The 17,198-nt window shown below is 66.9% G+C and carries 11 protein-coding genes and 1 pseudogene; 2 read left to right on the top strand and 10 right to left on the bottom strand.

Translation table 11 applies throughout. The annotated features are described in order from the left end of the window. Positions 1 to 139: 139 nt before the first annotated feature. The 3 genes and pseudogenes from J8I33_RS33910 to J8I33_RS33900 form a co-directional block, all read right to left on the bottom strand. Positions 140 to 1,930 carry an acyl-CoA dehydrogenase gene (locus J8I33_RS33910; protein ID WP_209929345.1) on the bottom strand — a complete coding sequence of 597 codons (1,791 nt, stop codon included), beginning with the start codon at positions 1,928 to 1,930 and terminating at the stop codon, positions 140 to 142. Positions 1,931 to 2,352: 422 nt separating this feature from the next. Further along, a pseudogene (locus tag J8I33_RS33905) lies at positions 2,353 to 3,473 on the bottom strand (AraC family transcriptional regulator). Positions 3,474 to 3,519: 46 nt separating this feature from the next. Continuing rightward, positions 3,520 to 5,154 carry an AMP-binding protein gene (locus J8I33_RS33900; protein WP_209939977.1) on the bottom strand — a complete coding sequence of 545 codons (1,635 nt, stop codon included), beginning with the start codon at positions 5,152 to 5,154 and terminating at the stop codon, positions 3,520 to 3,522. Between the two features lie 312 nt (positions 5,155 to 5,466). On the opposite strand from J8I33_RS33900, the gene J8I33_RS33895 reads away from it, so the two are divergent. Beyond that, positions 5,467 to 6,567 (top strand): AraC family transcriptional regulator, encoded by a 1,101-nt coding sequence (locus tag J8I33_RS33895; RefSeq protein WP_050016032.1) that lies wholly within the window; start codon positions 5,467 to 5,469, stop codon positions 6,565 to 6,567. 16 nt (positions 6,568 to 6,583) lie between these two features. Here the strand turns inward: J8I33_RS33895 and J8I33_RS33890 are convergent, their stop codons facing one another. The 6 genes from J8I33_RS33890 to J8I33_RS33865 form a co-directional block, all read right to left on the bottom strand. Further along, a complete protein-coding gene (locus J8I33_RS33890; protein ID WP_124631913.1) occupies positions 6,584 to 8,116 on the bottom strand; it encodes a HAMP domain-containing sensor histidine kinase in 1,533 nt (510 codons plus the stop codon). Further along, a complete protein-coding gene (locus J8I33_RS33885; RefSeq protein ID WP_050016036.1) occupies positions 8,116 to 8,835 on the bottom strand; it encodes a response regulator transcription factor in 720 nt (239 codons plus the stop codon). The genes J8I33_RS33890 and J8I33_RS33885 overlap by 1 nt, the downstream gene beginning before the upstream one ends. Before the next feature lie 170 nt (positions 8,836 to 9,005). Further along, positions 9,006 to 11,087, bottom strand: a complete 2,082-nt coding sequence (locus J8I33_RS33880; protein ID WP_209939976.1) for a bifunctional diguanylate cyclase/phosphodiesterase — start codon at positions 11,085 to 11,087, stop codon at positions 9,006 to 9,008. A gap of 235 nt (positions 11,088 to 11,322) precedes the next feature. Next, positions 11,323 to 12,396, bottom strand: coding sequence for a porin (locus J8I33_RS33875; protein ID WP_209939975.1), 1,074 nt, complete (start codon positions 12,394 to 12,396; stop codon positions 11,323 to 11,325). Between the two features lie 187 nt (positions 12,397 to 12,583). Then, positions 12,584 to 14,026 (bottom strand): MFS transporter, encoded by a 1,443-nt coding sequence (locus tag J8I33_RS33870; RefSeq protein WP_209939974.1) that lies wholly within the window; start codon positions 14,024 to 14,026, stop codon positions 12,584 to 12,586. Between the two features lie 234 nt (positions 14,027 to 14,260). Next, the gene (locus J8I33_RS33865) at positions 14,261 to 15,184 is read right to left on the bottom strand and encodes a dihydrodipicolinate synthase family protein (RefSeq protein WP_209929342.1); all 924 of its coding nucleotides are present in this window, start codon (positions 15,182 to 15,184) and stop codon (positions 14,261 to 14,263) included. A gap of 180 nt (positions 15,185 to 15,364) precedes the next feature. Between J8I33_RS33865 and J8I33_RS33860 the strand changes: the two genes are divergently transcribed. Then, positions 15,365 to 16,309, top strand: a complete 945-nt coding sequence (locus J8I33_RS33860; protein WP_124557471.1) for a LysR family transcriptional regulator — start codon at positions 15,365 to 15,367, stop codon at positions 16,307 to 16,309. A 145-nt stretch (positions 16,310 to 16,454) separates the two neighbouring features. Here the strand turns inward: J8I33_RS33860 and J8I33_RS33855 are convergent. Then, positions 16,455 to 17,198: hypothetical protein (locus J8I33_RS33855; RefSeq protein WP_245172631.1), on the bottom strand; the 744-nt coding region annotated here is incomplete at its 5' end.

Genomic DNA, 17,198 nt, shown 5'->3' with positions numbered 1-17,198 from the left:
CGGATCGCCGCCGACAGCCCGGCGGGGCCGCCGCCGACGATCACGACGTCGTATTCCATCGATTCGCGCGGGCCGTACTGCGCGAGCAAGTCCTGTGTGGTCAAAATCCTGTCTCCTGCTGCGTCCCGACCGTCAGCGGTCAGAACTGGTCTTCCGTCAACGCGAGCACGCTCTCGTTGCCCTTCGCGCCGACGATCGACGCTTCGAGCCCGGCCGCCTGCACCAGCACGTGCTCCGCATAGCATTGCGCGATCGCGATCTTCGCGTCGAAGAACGCGACGTCGCTCGCGCGGTTCGCGTGCGCAGCCAGCAGTGCGCGCGCCATCTGCCAGCCGCACAGCACGACGCCCGCGAGCTTCAGGTACGGCACGCTGCCCGCGAACACCGCGTTCGGGTCCTGTTTCGCGTTCGCCAGCACGTAGTCGACCACCGCCGACAACGCGCGCGCCCCCTTCTCCAGTTGCGCCTTCATCGATGCGGCCGCCGCGCCGTCGAGCTTGCCGAGCGCCGCGACCGTGTCGCCGATCTCGGCGATCAGCGCCTTCGCGACCGCGCCGCCGTCGCGCAGCGTCTTGCGGCCGACGAGGTCGTTCGCCTGGATCGCGGTCGTGCCTTCGTAGATCGCGAGGATCCGCGCGTCGCGGTAGTACTGCGCGGCGCCGGTTTCCTCGATGAAGCCCATCCCGCCGTGCACCTGCACGCCGAGGCTCGCCACGTCGTTCACCATCTCGGTGCTCCAGCCCTTCACGACCGGCACCAGATATTCGTAGATCGCCTGATGACGCGCGCGCGTCGCCTCGTCCGAATGGCGGTGCGCCATGTCGCTGTGCGCGGCGGCCACGTAGGCGAGCGCGCGCGCGCCTTCGGTCAGCGCACGCATCGTGCCGAGCATCCGGCGCACGTCCGGGTGATGGATGATCGTCACCGACTGCTTCGCCGAGCCGTCCACCGGGCGGCTCTGCACGCGTTCCTTCGCGAATGCGGCGGCCTTCTGGTACGCGCGGTCGGCCACGCCGATCCCCTGCATCCCGACGCCGAAGCGCGCCGCGTTCATCATGATGAACATGTATTCGAGGCCGCGATTCTCTTCGCCGACCAGGTAACCGATCGCGCCGCCGTGATCGCCGTATTGCAGCACCGCGGTCGGGCTCGCCTTGATCCCGAGCTTGTGCTCGATCGACACGCAGTGCACGTCGTTGCGCGCGCCGAGCGAACCGTCTTCGTTGACCATGAACTTCGGCACGATGAACAGCGAAATGCCCTTCACGCCTTCCGGTGCGTTCGGCGTGCGCGCCAGCACCAGGTGGACGATGTTGTCCGCCATGTCGTGCTCGCCCCACGTGATGAAGATCTTCGTGCCGAACACCTTGTACGTGCCGTCGCCCTGCGGCTCCGCGCGCGAGCGCACCAGCGCGAGATCCGACCCGGCTTGCGGCTCGGTCAGGTTCATCGTGCCGGTCCATTCGCCGGAGATCAGCTTCGGCACGTAGCGCTGCTTCTGCTCGTCGGTGCCGGCCGTCAGCAGCGCCTCGATCGCGCCGTCGGTGAGCAGCGGACACAACGCGAACGACAGGTTCGATGCGTTCAGCATCTCGATGCACGGCGTCGCGATCAGCTTCGGCAGGCCCTGGCCGTCGTATTCGGCCGGATGCTGCAGCCCCTGCCAGCCGCCCTCGACGAACTGACGGAACGCTGCGCCGAAGCCCGGCGTCGCGGTCACGACGCCATCCTTCCAGCTGCTCGGGTTGCGGTCGCCTTCGACGTTCAGCGGCGCCAGCACCTCGCCGCAGAATTTCGCGGATTCGTCGAGCACGGCCTGCGCCGTGTCGACACCCGCATCCTCGAAGCCCGGCAACTGCGCGACGGCGTCGATGCCTGCGAGTTCCTTCAGCACGAACAGCATGTCCTTGACGGGGGCGTTATAGCTCATGGTCGATGTTCCATTCAGGCGGTGAATAGGGGCGCCACGGGGGCCGGTACGGCAAAACCGGCCAGTGCCGGGCGACGCGATGGGCCATCCTAACGCCGGGGATCCCGATTCCCATTGTCATATCCGGCCCACATGGTGACAAAACCGGCCACGGCGCACGCCGCACGCGGCCCTTGCGCGCGGCGGTAAAGCCCGCCGGGCGGGCGTCGGCGCCCGATCCGTCCGTCTCGACAATGGCGGCAACGCGCGCCAAAAAACGGCCGGGTGCACGCGCGTCTCCCCGGCTCGAAGCGGCAAAGGGAGCCGGTTATGGGAGTGTCCTCTGAAAAACCGGCCATGAATACCGCCAAGGAGCCGGTTATGGGATGCGATCCGTGAACCCGTGAAACCGCGAATCAGCGACACCCGGCCCCACTCCGGCGTCACGCGCGGCGCCGATACGTCCCCGGCGTACTGCCCGTCCAGTGCCGGAACGCGCGATGAAACGCGCTCGGATCGTCGAAGCCGATATCGGCGCCGATCGCTGCGATCGTGTCGGGCGTATCGGTCAGCCGCTGGATCGCGACATCGCGCCGCAGCTCGTCCTTCAGCACCTGGAACGTCGTCCCTTCGGCGGCCAGATGGCGGCTCAGCGTGCGCACCGAGCAATGCAGGTGCTCGGCCGCCTGATCGATCACGGGCAGATCCGGCAGCGCCGCCGACAGGTATTGCCGCACCCGGTGGCACACGAGCTGTTCGCTGAACGATTCGAAGATCCAGTCGCCGGGCGCGCGTGCGAGGAACTTGCGCAGGTTGCGCTTGCTCTGCCGGATCGGCGCGTCGAGGTAATCGGCGCTGAAGCGCATCAGCGTGCGCGCGCAGTCGAACTGCACGGCCCCGGTGAAGAAGTACAGGTGATCGACCGCATGGCGCGGCCGCGGGCACGCGAACTCGATCTGCAGCAGCGGAATCTTCTGCCCGATCAGCCAGGAGCACACGCCGTGCACGAGCTTGAGCATCAGCTCCTGGCCGAGCGCGCCGATCGGTCCGATGGCGTCGTTCGGGCGCAGCAGCACCTGCGCGACGAGTTCGTCGCGCTTCGATTCGACGAAGAAATCGTCGAGCAGGATATGGAAGAATTGCCCGAAACGATGCAGCGCCGTTTCGAGGTTGCGCGCATCGAGCAGGCTCAGGCACAGGTACTTCAGCGTGCCGCCGCGCAACGGGCGCGAGAAGATGCCGGGCATCTCGTCGTCGAGGTCGATCGCGAGCGTGCGGTACAGCGTCGAGAACTGCTCCTCCGTCACGCGCGCATGCGGCTCGCCGAGCAGCTCGATCGGAATGCCGGCGCCGCGCAGGTAGCGCTCGACCACGTCGCGCTGCACGCCCGCGCTCGCGAGAAAACCGTTGACGAGCGAGATCGGCACCGTCGCGCTCGGCGACGGCAGCGCACGCCCGGGCTGGGCGGAAAGTGAATCTGAGCCGGTCATCGCGTCCCCGTCGATCGAACCGACCGCATTGTACTTGAGCGGCCCGCGCGCCACCTTCGGGGCTTTCCACGCACACCGCGCCGCGCAGCCGCGGCCGCGCGGCGGGTCGCGGCGCCGTCATCAGTCGGTGCGGCTGAGTTCCCGGCGCAGGATCTTGCCGACCGTCGACTTCGGCAGCCGGTCGACGAAGCGCACGAGCTTCGGCACCTTGTACGCGGCCAGGCTCGCGCGGCAATGCGCGACGAGATGCGCTTCGGTCACGTCGGCGTCCGGCGCCAGCACCACGAACAGCTTGACGGCCTCGCCCGTACGCGGGTCCGGCACGCCGATGCACGCGCATTCGGCGACGCCCGGCAGCGCGGTCGCGACCGCCTCCACCTCGTTCGGATACACGTTGAAGCCGGACACGATGATCATGTCCTTCTTGCGGTCGACGATCCGCAGGAAGCCGGCCGCGTCGAACACGCCGACATCGCCGGTGCGGAAATAGCCGTCCGCGGTGAACGCGGCCGCATTCGCGTCCGGCTTCTGCCAGTAGCCGCTCATCACCTGCGGCCCCTTCACGCAGATCTCGCCCGCTTCGCCGATCGCCACCTCGCGATCCTGGTCGTCGAGCAGCTTCACGTCGGTTGACGGCAGCGGCAGGCCCGTTGTGCCCGTGAACCGGTCGATCGACTGCGGGTTGAACGACACGACCGGCGACGTTTCCGACAGCCCGTAGCCTTCGCGGATGAAATTACCCGTCACCGCCTTCCAGCGCGACGAGATCACGTCGATCACCGCCGCGCCGCCGCCGGCCGACAGCTTCAGCCGCGACCAGTCGACCTCCTTCAGCCGCGGATGGCCGGCAAGCCCCGCGTACAGCGTGTTCACGCCGACGAACACGGTCGGCCGCGCGGCCTTCAGCACGTCGACGAACCCGTCCATGTCGCGCGGGTTCGCGACGAGCCAGTTCTGCGCGCCGATCGCGAAGTAGGACAGGAAGTTCACCGTCAGCGCGAAGATGTGATACAGCGGGATCGCGGTGACGACGACCTCTTCGCCCGGCTGGCGCGCGTCCGGCACGATCGCCGCGAACTGCGCGACGTTCGCGACGAGGTTGCGATGCGACAGCGCCGCGCCCTTCGACAGGCCGGTCGTGCCGCCCGTGTATTGCAGCAGCAACAGGTCCGCGCCGCTTTGCGCAACCGGCTCGCACGCGAGCGATTCGCCGGCGGCGATGGCGTGCGCGAGCGCGGTCGAACCGGGCGGCAGCGCGTCGCACGCGCCGGCCGGCGCATCGACGACGCCGAGATCGTCGCGCGCCACGCTCAGCACGGTGCGCACGCGCGTGCCGCCGACCACGTCCGCGAACGTGCCCATCGACCCGCCGCAGACGATCGCCACCTCGACCCCCGCGTCGTTGAGCTGATGCTCGAGCTCGCGCGCGGTGTAGTGCGGATTCACGTTGACCTGGACCGCGCCGATCTTCGCGACGGCGACGAACACGACCGGAAACGCGAGCACGTTGGGCAGCATCACGGCCACGCGATCGCCCTTGCGCACGCCGACGACCTGCTGCAGATACGCGGCCAGCGCGCTCGACAGGCGCTCGACGTCGGCATAGGTGAGCGTGCGGCCGAACGCATGGAACGCCGGGCGGTCGGCGAAGCGGCGCATCGCGTCGTCCAGCAGCGCGCTGACGGAGGGATGGCGATCGGCGTCGATCTCGGCGGGGATCGGGCCATACGACCCGGTCCAGTGTCTGTTCGTCATGTCTCACTCCTCTGGGGACGGCACGCCAGCCTGCGTGCCGTTCGCACGGCGGCCTGCACGCCGGAAGGACGCGGGCCGCCGCCTGATCGGCGACTATCGCGCGCACGACGCGCTTTGCAAATGATCCGGGCGGCCGAAAACATGATCGAAACGGACAGGCGAGGCGCGTGCCTGCGCAACATCGCACGGCGAACGCCTGTCCGCCCGGGCAGCTCCGTCGGTGCATCAGGGTGAACCCGGTGGCGAATGGGACCGTTCCCGAGCAGAATTGCGTGCCGTCAACGATATCGATTCGGACGCAGGATCCCCGTCATGCCGCGCAGTGCGCTCTCGAAACCTCCCCATGCCCAGCCTACCGGGCTGCCGGACGCCGCCGCCGCCCACGCGTTGCGCGAGCAGCGCTTCACGCCGGCCAAGCTGGCCGTGCTCGTCGACGTGGCCGCGCAAGCCGGCCTCGACCCGGCGACGGTGCTCGCCGGCACCGGCCTCGCGCCGGCCGACGTCGCGGACCCGTTCACGCTCACGTCGCCGCTGCAGTTCCTGACGGCCGCGCGCAATGCGGTCGGCCGGTACGACGGCACCGACCTCGGCGTACGCGTCGGCCGCCTGCTGCGCGCGTCGAGCTACGGCATGTACGGCTACGCGATGCTGTGCTCCGAATCGCTCGCGCGCGCGTTCGATTCGGCCGTCAAATATCACCGGCTCGCGAACGGCATGCTGCCGATCCGCTGGGTCGAACAGGGCGATACCGCATCGTGGCTGTTTCCGGACCGCCACGAAGTCGCGCTGCCCGATCTCGACGAGCCGCTGTACCGTTTCCTGATCGACATGCAGTTCGCGCTGCACGTGACGATCATCAAGGACGTGATGGGTGCGTGGTGCGTGCCCGCGCGCGCGCAGTTCGCGCAGCCGCGGCCGCCGCACGGGGCGCTGCTGACCGACGCGCTCGAATGCCCGATCGCGTTCGACCAGCCGCATCACGTGCTCAGCTATCCGGCGGCATGGCTCGCGCGCGCGCCTCAGCTCGCGAATCCGATCACGGCCGCGCAGGTGTCGTCGCACTGCGCGCAATTGCTCGACGCATTACGCAGCCAGTCGGGCATTACGCGACGCGTGTACGAGGAGCTCACCCGCACGCCGGGACAATTCCCGGACATCGACGCGATCGCCGAGCGCCTGTGCATGACGTCGCGCACGCTGCGCCGCAAGCTCGAAGCCGAAGGCACGTCGTACAGCGAACTGCTGACGAGCGTGCGCAAGGCGCTCGCGATCGACTATCTCGGCACGACCACGCTCAGCACCGAGGATATCGCGCTGACGCTGGGCTTCAGCGATGCAGTGGGATTCCGTCACGCGTTCAAGCGCTGGACCGGCACGACGCCGAGCGACGTGCGGCGCAAGCGCGGCAAGTAGCGCCTGCCGAGCGCGGTCAGCGCGTACCGTCGCCCGCCGCCGGCGACGCGACCGCCAGCGCGAACTCGAACACCGCACCGCGCCCTTCCCGGTCGACGAGCCGGATGCCGCTGCCGTTGAGCGCCAGCATCCGGTGCACGATCAGCAGGCCCAGCCCGCCGCTCGTCGCGGTGCCGCCGCTCATCGGCCGCTGCGGCCGCTGGAACAGCCCTTCGCGCCGTGCGGCCGGAATCCCTTCCCCGGTATCCGACACGGTCACGATCACGCGATCGCCGTGCGTCTCCAGCGCGATCTCGACCTCGCCGTGCGAAGGCGTGTGCCGCAGCGCGTTGTCGAGCAGGTTGGTCAGCACGCGCTCGATCATCCCGAGATCGGCCGATACGACCGGCACGCGCGGCGGAATCCGCGCATGCAGCGCGACGCCGCGCGATTGCGCGGCCAGCTCGAATTTCTGGAACACGTCCTGCACGAGATCGACGAGCGAGAACGGCTCGCGCTCGGCCTGCACGCCGCCCGATTCGAGCCGCGCGAGTTCGAACAGCGCCTGCGCGAGCCGCCCGACCTTCGCGCTCTGCGCGAGCGCGATCGACAGGTAGCGCCGCCGCTCGGGCTCGGGCAGCGTGTCGGCCTTCAGCGACAGCGTCTCCAGATAGCCGTGCAGCGACGTCAGCGGCGTGCGCAGGTCGTGCGAGATGTTCGTGATCAGTTCGCGCCGCTGCTGGTCCTGACGCGTCAGCGCGCGCCACTGGTCGCCGATCCGGTCGGCCATTTGCGCGAACGCGGATTCGAGCACCGCGATGTCGTCGCCGCGGCGGCCCGGCGGCAAGTGCAGCACCGGCGGCGGCGTGTCGGGCGTGTTGAGCGTGTCGGCCCCACCCGGCGCGCGGGGCGCACCGTTCGCGTCGAAGTCGCGCATCGCGGCCGTCAGCCGGCGCAGCGGGCGCGTGATGAAGCCGAATGCGACGAGGCCCGCGAGCAGGCCGAGCAGCGCGACGATCGCCATCGACCACAGCGTCGTGCGCAGCACGTTGCCGGCGTCGACGCGCGCGGCGAGCCGGTCATGCGCCTCGCCGAGCAGCACCACGTAGATGTAGCCGGACGGCGGCTGCCCCGCGCGCTGCAGCGGCGCGGCGCTGAACACCTTGCGCGCGTCCGGGCTGCGCGGATCGTCGCCGAGGATCGGCAGCGGCTCGCCCGCGATGAAGCGCTGCACGGGCGCGAGATCGACGCGGTCGCGCTTCACGTGGCCGGGCGGCGCGTCGTCGCCCTTGATGCGCCCCGCGTTGTCGAGCAGGTACACCTCGACGCTCGGGTTCACGCCCATCAACTGGCCGAACAGCGTGCGCACGGCGTCGGGGCGCAGCCCGTTCGCGTCCATCAGCGGCGCACTGTTGGCGATGTTGGCGGCCAGGTCGCGCGACAGCGCCTGCACGACTTCCTTCTCGCGCATGTCGTTCGCGCGGATCTGCAGCCACGCCGACGCGCCCGAGCACGCGAGCAGCAGGATCGAGAACACGAGCGACAGCCGCCGGGTGAGCGTGAGCTTCATCATGCGTCCCGCTGGCCCGGCGCGGCGAGCTTGTAGCCGCGCCCCCACACGGTGAGGATCCGCACGGGCTCGGCCGGATCGGCCTCGATCTTCGCGCGCAGGCGGTTGATGTGGGTGTTGACCGTGTGTTCGTAGCCTTCGTGCTGGTAGCCCCACACGGCGTTCAGCAGATCCATCCGCGAGAACACCTTGCCCGGATGCCGCGCGAAGAAATACAGCAGGTCGAATTCGCGCGGCGTGAGGTCGATGCGTGCGCCGTCGACGCTCGCCTCGCGCGCGATCGGGTCGATCGCGAGCCCCGCGACGTCGAGCGTGCCCGCGTCGATCCGCGAATCGCGCGCGAGCGCATCGACGCGCCGCAGCAGCGCCTTCACGCGCGCGACGAGTTCGAGCACCGAGAACGGCTTCGCGAGGTAGTCGTCGGCGCCGAGTTCGAGGCCGAGGATCCGGTGCACCTCGCTCGACCGCGCGCTCGTGATGATGATCGGCGTATAGCGCGTCATCGCCCGCGCGCGCCGGCAGATCTCGAGGCCGTCGACGCCCGGCAGCATCAGGTCGAGGATCAGCGCGTCCCAGTTGCCCTGTTCGAGCAGGCGCAGCCCTTCGGCGCCGTCCGCGCTGTGCACGACCTCGTAGCGCTCGTCGCGCAGGTGCAGGCTCAGCACGTCGGCGATGTCGGCGTCGTCCTCGACGATCAGGATGCGTTTCGGTTGGTCCATGGCGGTGGGCGGCGGCACGTAGGAGCGGGGCTCAATAACGGTGATCGGCGGGCGATCGGCCCGGATCGAAGCGCGGCGGGAGGCCGCGCTGCCGTCATTGTGCAAAATTTTGCGGCGGCGAGGGATCACATTTCGTTTAAGTTTGGATCCCGACGCGTTGCGATTCAGGATCACATGCTCTTGATCGCCGTGCCTTGCGCGGTCACTTCGACGAAGTGATCCGCCGGCATCGGACGCCCGAGCAAGAAGCCCTGCAGCGAATTGCAGCCGAGCCGGGTCAGGAACTGCTGCTGCGCGGTCGTTTCCACGCCCTCCGCGACGATCTTCAGGTCGAGTGCCCGACCGAGCGCGACGATCGCGGAAATGATCGCGGCATCTTCGGTATCGTGTTCGAGATCCCGGATGAATCCCCGGTCGATCTTGAGCTCGCTGGCCGGCAAGCGCTTGAGATACAGCAAGCTCGAATAACCGGTGCCGAAGTCGTCGATCGAAATTCGCACCCCCATGTCGTGAAGCTGCTGGAGGATTCTCAGGCTGGCGTCGGCATCGCGCATCGCGGTCGATTCGGTGATCTCCAGCGTCAGGCAGTGCGGCTCCAGCGCGTGCCGCTGCAATGCGGCCTCCACGACCCGGATCAGGCTCGCGTGACCGAACTGCAACGGTGACAGGTTCACGGCCATCGTCCAGTCGGTTCGGCCCGCATCGCGCCACGCGCGCATCTGCCGGCAGGCCTCGTCCAGTACCCATTCGCCGATCGGCACGATCAATCCGGTCTTTTCCGCAATCGAGATGAACTGATCGGGCGACATGAGGCCGCGCGTCGGGTGCTTCCATCGCAACAGCGCCTCGACGCCGACGATCGGTCCATCGGGCACTTCGAACTTCGGCTGGTAGTGCAGGACCAGTTCATGCCGCTCCAGCGCCAGACGGAGTTCCTGCACGATTTTCAAGTGCTCGCGGACGTTCGCGTTCATCGATGCCTCGAAGAAGCAGTACGCGTTTCGGCCGAGCGCCTTGGCGTGATACATCGCCGCATCGGCATTGGTCATCAGCTCGCGGAAATCGCTGCCGTTGCCGGGATAGAGCGCGATACCGATGCTGGCCGACACGCGCAATTCGTGTTCGGACACGTGGAACGGCGCCCGAATCACCGCCAATACCTTGTCCGCCACGTCAGCCGCGTCGGCGGGCTCGTTCACGGCCACGACGAGCACGAACTCGTCGCCGCCCAGACGGGCAATCGTGTCCTGCGAGCGCAGGTTCGCGCCGATGCGCCGAGCCACGTCGACCAGCAACAGATCGCCGACATGATGACCATAGGCGTCGTTGACGGCCTTGAATCCGTCGAGGTCCATGAACATCAGCGCGAAACACCCGTGCTCGCGGTCAGTGCTCTGGATCGCCTGGTCGATCCGGTCTTCGAGCAGCACGCGGTTGGGGAGCTTGGTGAGGGTGTCGTGCAGCGCCAGATACGTCAGCTCCTGGTTCGCTTCGGCCAGCGAGGTCGCCAGTACCGCCGTGCGGGATTCCAGACGCAGGTCGAGGACCGAAACGATCAGCGCGATGGCGAGTATCGCCAACGTGGCCACGACGATGACGAGCGCCAGCCCGCCGGGATCCATGCTGGAGCCGGCGGCCCCGCAGATGCTGCCCAGCGGGAACCGGGCGGCCGCCATTCCCGTATAGTGCATGCCGGCGATGGCGGCGCCCATCAGGACCGCCGCCCCCAGATTGAGCAGGCGCACGCGAGACGAACCGGTTCGCCGAATGAATACGATCCACAGCACGGCGCCCGATGCGATGACGGCAATCGCGACCGACAGGCAGACGAGCAACGGGTCGTACCGGATGCCCGGCGACATGTGCATCGACGCCATGCCCGTGTAATGCATGCCCGCTACGCCAGTCCCCATCAACATCGCGCCGCCGCCGAGCCGGTGCCACCTGAGCGTGCCCCGACAGACGAGCCACAGCGCAACCGTGGAGCAGCCGATGGCGATCAGCAACGAAAGCACCGTCATGGCCGGATCGTATCCCAGTGGAATCGGCAACGCGAAGGCCAGCATGCCGACGAAATGCATCGACCAGATGCCCGCCCCCATCACGCTGGCCGCGCCTACCAGCCACCCATGTGCGGCGCGCCCGCCGGCCGTCTTGATACGCCCGGCCATGTCCAGCACGGTGTAGGACGCCAGGATGGCGATCAGGAGCGAAAGAAGAACGAGCAACGCGTTATAACTTGTCGGCAGCATTGTTATTTACAGATCGCTTTCGATTTGGCGTAACGAGACCCCCGGCCAGCCGGGGGCTTCGCGGATTCGCGGGAAAGTTGGGCACAAACGGAAAGCGGTGTCCGAAGGAATGGACCGGTGGTGTGACGCGTCGGGCGATTCCGACGACGACCGCTTGCAGCGGCGGATCATAAACGCGCCCTCCCGTTCAGGGAAGGATTTAGCGCTGCGGGGCGCTGGAGGAGGCGGGACGGAATCAGAACGTGTGGCGAATGCCGGCCACGAACGTGTTGCCGGTGGGGCGAGCGCTCAGCTTGTCGTAGGAGTAAATCGCGTAGATGTCCGTGCGTTTCGACAGCAGGTGGTTGTAGCCGACAGACGCGGTGTTCCGCAGGCTGCGGGCCGCTTCGGTCGGGCCGGACCGCTTCGTGCGCGCCCACTCTGCAAGCAGGAAGTCGGCCGGCGACAACGGGATCGACACACCCGCCTCGTAAGTGTGGCTGCCGGTCGGCGTACGCGCGTCGCTTGTCATCGCCCACGCGCCGTAGAGCGTGACGATCTTGAAGTCGTATGCCGCGCCCGCCAGATAGGCGTACTGCGCGCCGACCGGCCCTGCCGCGGTATAGCGCACGCGCTGGCCCGACAACACGGCCGTGAGACCGTGCCCTCGATAGTTCAAGTGAACGCCGAGGTTACCGACGCCAGGCGAGCCCGCCACGCCGCCAAGACCATAGATGACGGTGGCGCCGAACCCGTTGAAGTCCGGCGTCGTGTACTTGACGGTGTTGTTCCACACCGTATCGCCGATGATCGTCCCGCCATAGTTGGTCACGAACGTCTGCAGGACGAGTGGAGAGAAGACGGTCGAGGATCCGAACGGATTGACGACGGATTCGGCCGTATAGGCCGGGTTTCTTTGTCGCCCGAAGGTCAACTGGCCGAAGTCGCCTTGAAAGCCCACGTACGCATTGCGCGACCAGAACGGGTCCGCCGCACTGCGTCCCAGCGCGCCGTTGGCGGGTTGAAAGAAGCTTTCGAGGACGAAAATGGCGCCGACGCCGCCGCCAAGATCTTCCGTGCCGCGGATTCCCCAGAACGACGTGGTCAGCCCGCCGCTTCCCATCAGTACCGTGGACCGCGGCGTGTCGCTGCGTTTGATGCTCCCGACGTAGGTGCCGATGAGGCCATAAAGCTGAACCTGGGAGCCGCTGTCTGCGTGTGCGCCGCCGGAGGTCCATATCAGACCGGCGCCGAATATCGCCGTCGCGCCGAGCGTACCGACAACGCGCCGGGCGGCCACGCGCACCACGACGTGTCGTGTCTTTTTCATTTCGGTTGTCTCCATTCATATTTTTTGAGCGGCCTTTTCCGCGGCAATCCTGTCAGCAGTACTGATGGACTACTCTTTGACGGCGGCGCTTGTTGCGAGCATGTCGCTGAAGCCACGGGCGTGACGAGCGACGAAACGCCTTCCCTCGAGGCTTCTCAGGGAAAGGCGCCGTCAGGCATGCAAGTGACTACGGGGAAATCTCTTCGAGCGAACGATTGGTCGTCTCGACCATGCGCGCGGCGACGACGAAGCCCACTGCACTGACCACGGCAAACATGACGAATACCGCGGCGATGCCTCTTCCGGTCAATACGACGCCGACGATCGCCGGCGCGGCGGCAGACGCCGCGCGCAGCCACGAAGTCGCGAGACCGGTGCCGATCGCGCGCATCCGGGTGGGATAGATTTCAGGGGTGTACAGGTACAGAAGGACCGTGGTCGTGGCCATCACCGCATAGGCCGACGATCCGAGCAACATCACGGACCACGCGCTGCCCGCGCCATGAATGCCCAGTGCGGCGAGCAGGGCCGCGCTGATGATGAAGCAGGCCATTGCCCACCGGCGGCGTCCGACCCGATCGATCAGCAGCGCGCAGGCAAGCACGCCGCACGTACTCAGGACGTTCGAGATCGACGCCATCTGAAGCGACGCTTGCAGCGGCAGATGGTAGACCGTCTTGTAGAGGCTCGGCAGCCAGTTGTTGATGCCATTGGCCACGAAATAAGCGCTCGCCCACAGCAGCCACACGACGACGGTGCGGCCCCGGTAGAACGGCGAGAACAGTTCCTTCCACGTTCCCTTCCGCTTCGACTGTCGTCCGGTCATAAGGCCCGACACGCGCGCGTCCACCTCGGCCCTTTGAGTCTGCGTGTCGAGGTTGCGCTTCGTCGTGCTGGCTTCCAGCCGCTCGATGATGCGCTCGGCCTTATCGAACCGCCCGCGTGAAACGAGCCAGCGCGGCGATTCCGGCAGGCGTGCGATCAGGATCGCGACGACCATGCCGGGAATCCCGCCGATCAGGAACATAGTTTCCCAACCGAAGCGCGGGACGACGAACGCACCGAGCTGCGCGGCCGCGAGCAGGCCCAACGGGAAAATCAGTTCGTACAGGATGAAGAAGCGTCCGCGGCCGTGCGCTTGAGACAGCTCGTTGATGTACGTGGCGGCCACGGGCACTTCTCCGCCCACACCGATGCCTTGCAGGAAACGCATCAGAAACAGCATGTGAAAGCTGCCGGTGAACGCGCATACGACGCTCATGGCCGACATGACGCCCACCGCGATGGTGGCGCTCGGCACGCGCCCCAGGCGCTCGGCCAGCCAGCCGAACACCAACGCGCCGACGACCTGCCCAAGATAGCCGGCAGCGATCAGCACGCCGATCTGGCCGGGAGAAAGATGCCAGAGCCCCACCAGTACGGGCAGCACGAAAGCAAGCGACAGTGCGTCGAACGCATCGAACAGGGTCGCGCTGCCCATGACGATCCGTGCCCGGGTGTGCCACTTGCAAAACGGCACGTTCTCGATGCGGAACAGCAGGTTCGCCGCCCGCAGTTGCTCGCTCATGGGACGCGTTTCGCTCGCGGATCGACCAAGGTCGACGCCGCAGGCGGTCGAAGGGGTGTTCATGCTGTCTCCTGAAAAGCTGCATTTTATGAACCTTCGGCTTGCTTCTTGTTGTGCGGCACCGGTCACGTTTCTTGGTGGTTTTCCGCGACATCGGCGCCCTTTTTATCATTTGCCGAGCCTGTCGGCGGCGGCGTGCGCGACGCGGTTTCGCGCGCCGCCCCGACTGCTCGACGCCGACGGCAAGCGGACGGCGCTGCGCCGTCGTCATCCGGCTATGGACGGGCCACGCCCGAGTCAGTCGACGAGGCCGGCCGAACGAAGCGCGTCCGCGATTTCGACGTCCGCGCCTGGCGCGAGCGGCAGCAGCGGCGAGCGCACGGTCGCGTGCTGGAGGATGCCGCGGGCCACCAGACCGTGCTTGAGCGCGACGGTGCCTTCCATGTGCGACCCGCGGTGATACACGTTACGCGTCACCGGCAGCAGGCGATCGTGAATCGCGCGGGCGGCCGCGTAGTCTTTCGCCTTGCCCGCCTTGATCAGTTCGACGAGCGGCTCGGGAGCCAGGCTGCCGTAGCCGACGAGCGCCCCGTCGACGTCGAACATCGTGTGGAGCAGATACTCGTCGTGGCAGGTGAGGATTTGCAGTTCCGGACGCTCGCGTCGGATGATCGGAATCTCGACGTCCCAGCGACGCATGTTGCGCACGCCGTTTTTCATCGCGAAGACGCCCGGTTGCGCGGCGATCTCCAGCTGCGTGTCGAGGTTGTAGGTCGCCTTGGTGGCGTCCGGGTACTGGAACAGGATGAGCGGCAGCCCGCTGCCTTCGTGGATGGCGCGGTAGCGATCCTGCGGCGCACCTTTCTGATAGCCGAAGCGCAGCCAGCCGTGCGACGGATAGACCAGACCGGCCGACGCGCCGGCCTCGACCGCGCGCTTCGCCTCTTCCACCGCCACTTCCGTGCCTTCGAGCGTGATACCGGCGATCACCGGAATCTTGCCGTCGACGGACTTCACGAAGCTTTCGATGACTTGAGCCTGTTCTTTCTGCGAGAGGAACGTGCCTTCGCCGGCATGTCCGAGCACCGTCAGGCCTTTGACGCCTTCGATGCCGCCAAGCCACGCGCCCAGCCGTTGAATTGCCGCATGGTCCACCGCGCCCTCGTGGGTGAAAGGGGTAACGGGTGCCGGGACCAAACCGCGCAGATCGATCGCTTTCATGACGTCTCCAAATGTGAGCTTTTCCGCTCCTCTTTCCGGGAGGAGAGCCCGCCGTCCGTTTCGCATCGAACCGGAACGACGGTGCATGCGTTGCAGTGTAGGGAAGCACGACCCATGCGAGAACGGCGTAATTGCGCATTTCAGCTATACTGATTTGACATATCTACGGGAGGCTTCGCGGTGGACTATGCGGCCTGGAAGCTGTTCATCGACGCGGCGGAACTCGGGAGCCTGAGCAAGACGGCCGTTGCTTACGGGACCAGCCAGCCTCACATCAGCCGGCAGATCGTCGAGCTCGAGCAGTACTGCGGCGGCCGTCTGTTTCAACGGACTGGGCGCGGCGTGGTGTTGACCGAGTTGGGCGCGCGTATCGCGCCGCGTGTGAGGGCGTGGCTTGCCAGCACGGAGCAGTTGTCCAACGACATCCGCAGCACGGCGGGCGAGCCGATCGGCGTGGTCAGGCTCGGGATCCTGCCCTCCACCGCCCATCCCCTTGTCAGCACCCTTTACCATCGGCTTCGCGAGCGTTACCCGCTGGTGCAGTTACAGGTGCGCGAGGGTCAAGGAGCGTTGCTGGAAACCTGGCTGGAGAACGGCAGCGTCGATCTCGCCATCCTGTTTCGAAATAGTCCGACGCCGAGAAACGGCGACGAATATCTGGTCGAGGCCGCGACGTACCTGGTGGGGGCGGAAGGCGATCCGTTGACCAGTCAGCCCACGATCGCTTTTTCGAGGCTCGATGGCATTCCGCTGGTCTCTTTCTGCCGCCCCAATAGCTGGCGCGAGCGGCTCGAACAAATCGCGGGCGAACATCAGGTGTCGCTGAATTTCGCGGCGGAAGCCGATTCTCTCAGTCTGCAGGGGCACATCGTCGCCGATGGCGGCATTCATGCGTTGCTGGGCCCTTACGCGATCGCCAATCTCGAACGGGAATGCCGGTTGCAAGCGTCGATGGTGGTCGATCCGTCCGTGCCGCGCTTCATTGCACTCGCCATGTCGCCGCACGGCGAACTGACGCTGGCTTGCCGCACGGTCATGCAGCTCACGAAGGAAATCGCCCGGTCGCGCACGCTTTCGTCGGATCTTCGGTTGGGTGTGTCCGCCGCGTTCCTGCGGTCAATTTGAGCGGCTCGGCACAGTGCGTTCGCAGTCCTGATCGAGTGAGAATGTCGATCTCGGCGATGCGCGGCGTGTGGTCGGGCGCCGGCTTGCGCGGCGAACGGCGCGGTGCGCGATTTCTCCATCCGCGCCGCCCATCTCGCGCCGACCTTTAGTACGACTTGCCGCCCACCGTCGCCGCTTCCAGTTCGCGCGTGATGATCTGCGTGCCGCCGATGTTGGCGACCGACTTGACCAGACCGACGCCCGGCGCGAGCCAGTCGTCCGCGGTCGTGTTGCTCGTCAACGCCGAGTTGGTGAAGGTCTCCGTGGTGTGATAGTGGCAAGCATTCGCGAAGACCTTGCCGTTGCGGAGGCTGACCGTTTCGCGCGCGACGTACGTCCGCTGGATCGAGACGGACGTTTGCGCGCCGCCCGACGGAACGACGGGCGTATCCACGTAATTCACCGTCTCGCTTCCCGCGAGCCCGATCGTCTCGACATAGGGCGGCGAGTTCACGTCCCGCAACACGAGCGTGCTGCCGCTGTAAACCTCGCCGCCGTAGTTCGTGCGTACGCCGTTGCCGACGAGGTAGTAGTGATTGGTCTGAATCGGCGAACCGGGCGTCGTTTCGGCCTGCTGCATGAGCGCCACGCCGTTGAACGTCGCCGGCGCGTAAGTCCGCGTGTACACGCCGTTGTCGACCGACGGGCTCTGCGACGTCGCTTGCGTATACATGTGCAACTGCACGGTATCGCCTTGCTGGTAAATCGGATCACAGTCGACGTTCGACGCGGTCGGCGAGCCCGGATTGCCGCCGGATGTGCCCGTGGTCGGCGTCCCGCCGCTGCCGCCGTTGTTGCTCGTGCCCGATCCGCCTGACGAAGCCGGCGAGGAATTGTCGTCGCCACCGCA

Origin of the sequence: Burkholderia sp. AcTa6-5 (assembly GCF_017815075.1) — a bacterium.
In the GTDB taxonomy this organism is placed as follows: Bacteria; Pseudomonadota; Gammaproteobacteria; order Burkholderiales; family Burkholderiaceae; genus Burkholderia; species Burkholderia sola.
This window is presented reverse-complemented; position numbering and strand designations above follow the sequence as displayed.

Coding starts and splice junctions, on each gene's coding strand:
- J8I33_RS33880 (WP_209939976.1), bottom strand. CDS start 11,087: ATGCTGCCGACAAGTTATAACGCGTTGCTCGTTCTTCTTTCGCTCCTG.
- J8I33_RS33870 (WP_209939974.1), bottom strand. CDS start 14,026: ATGAACACCCCTTCGACCGCCTGCGGCGTCGACCTTGGTCGATCCGCG.
- J8I33_RS33875 (WP_209939975.1), bottom strand. CDS start 12,396: ATGAAAAAGACACGACACGTCGTGGTGCGCGTGGCCGCCCGGCGCGTT.
- J8I33_RS33890 (WP_124631913.1), bottom strand. CDS start 8,116: ATGAAGCTCACGCTCACCCGGCGGCTGTCGCTCGTGTTCTCGATCCTG.
- J8I33_RS33895 (WP_050016032.1), top strand. CDS start 5,467: ATGCCGCGCAGTGCGCTCTCGAAACCTCCCCATGCCCAGCCTACCGGG.
- J8I33_RS33865 (WP_209929342.1), bottom strand. CDS start 15,184: ATGAAAGCGATCGATCTGCGCGGTTTGGTCCCGGCACCCGTTACCCCT.
- J8I33_RS33900 (WP_209939977.1), bottom strand. CDS start 5,154: ATGACGAACAGACACTGGACCGGGTCGTATGGCCCGATCCCCGCCGAG.
- J8I33_RS33910 (WP_209929345.1), bottom strand. CDS start 1,930: ATGAGCTATAACGCCCCCGTCAAGGACATGCTGTTCGTGCTGAAGGAA.
- J8I33_RS33885 (WP_050016036.1), bottom strand. CDS start 8,835: ATGGACCAACCGAAACGCATCCTGATCGTCGAGGACGACGCCGACATC.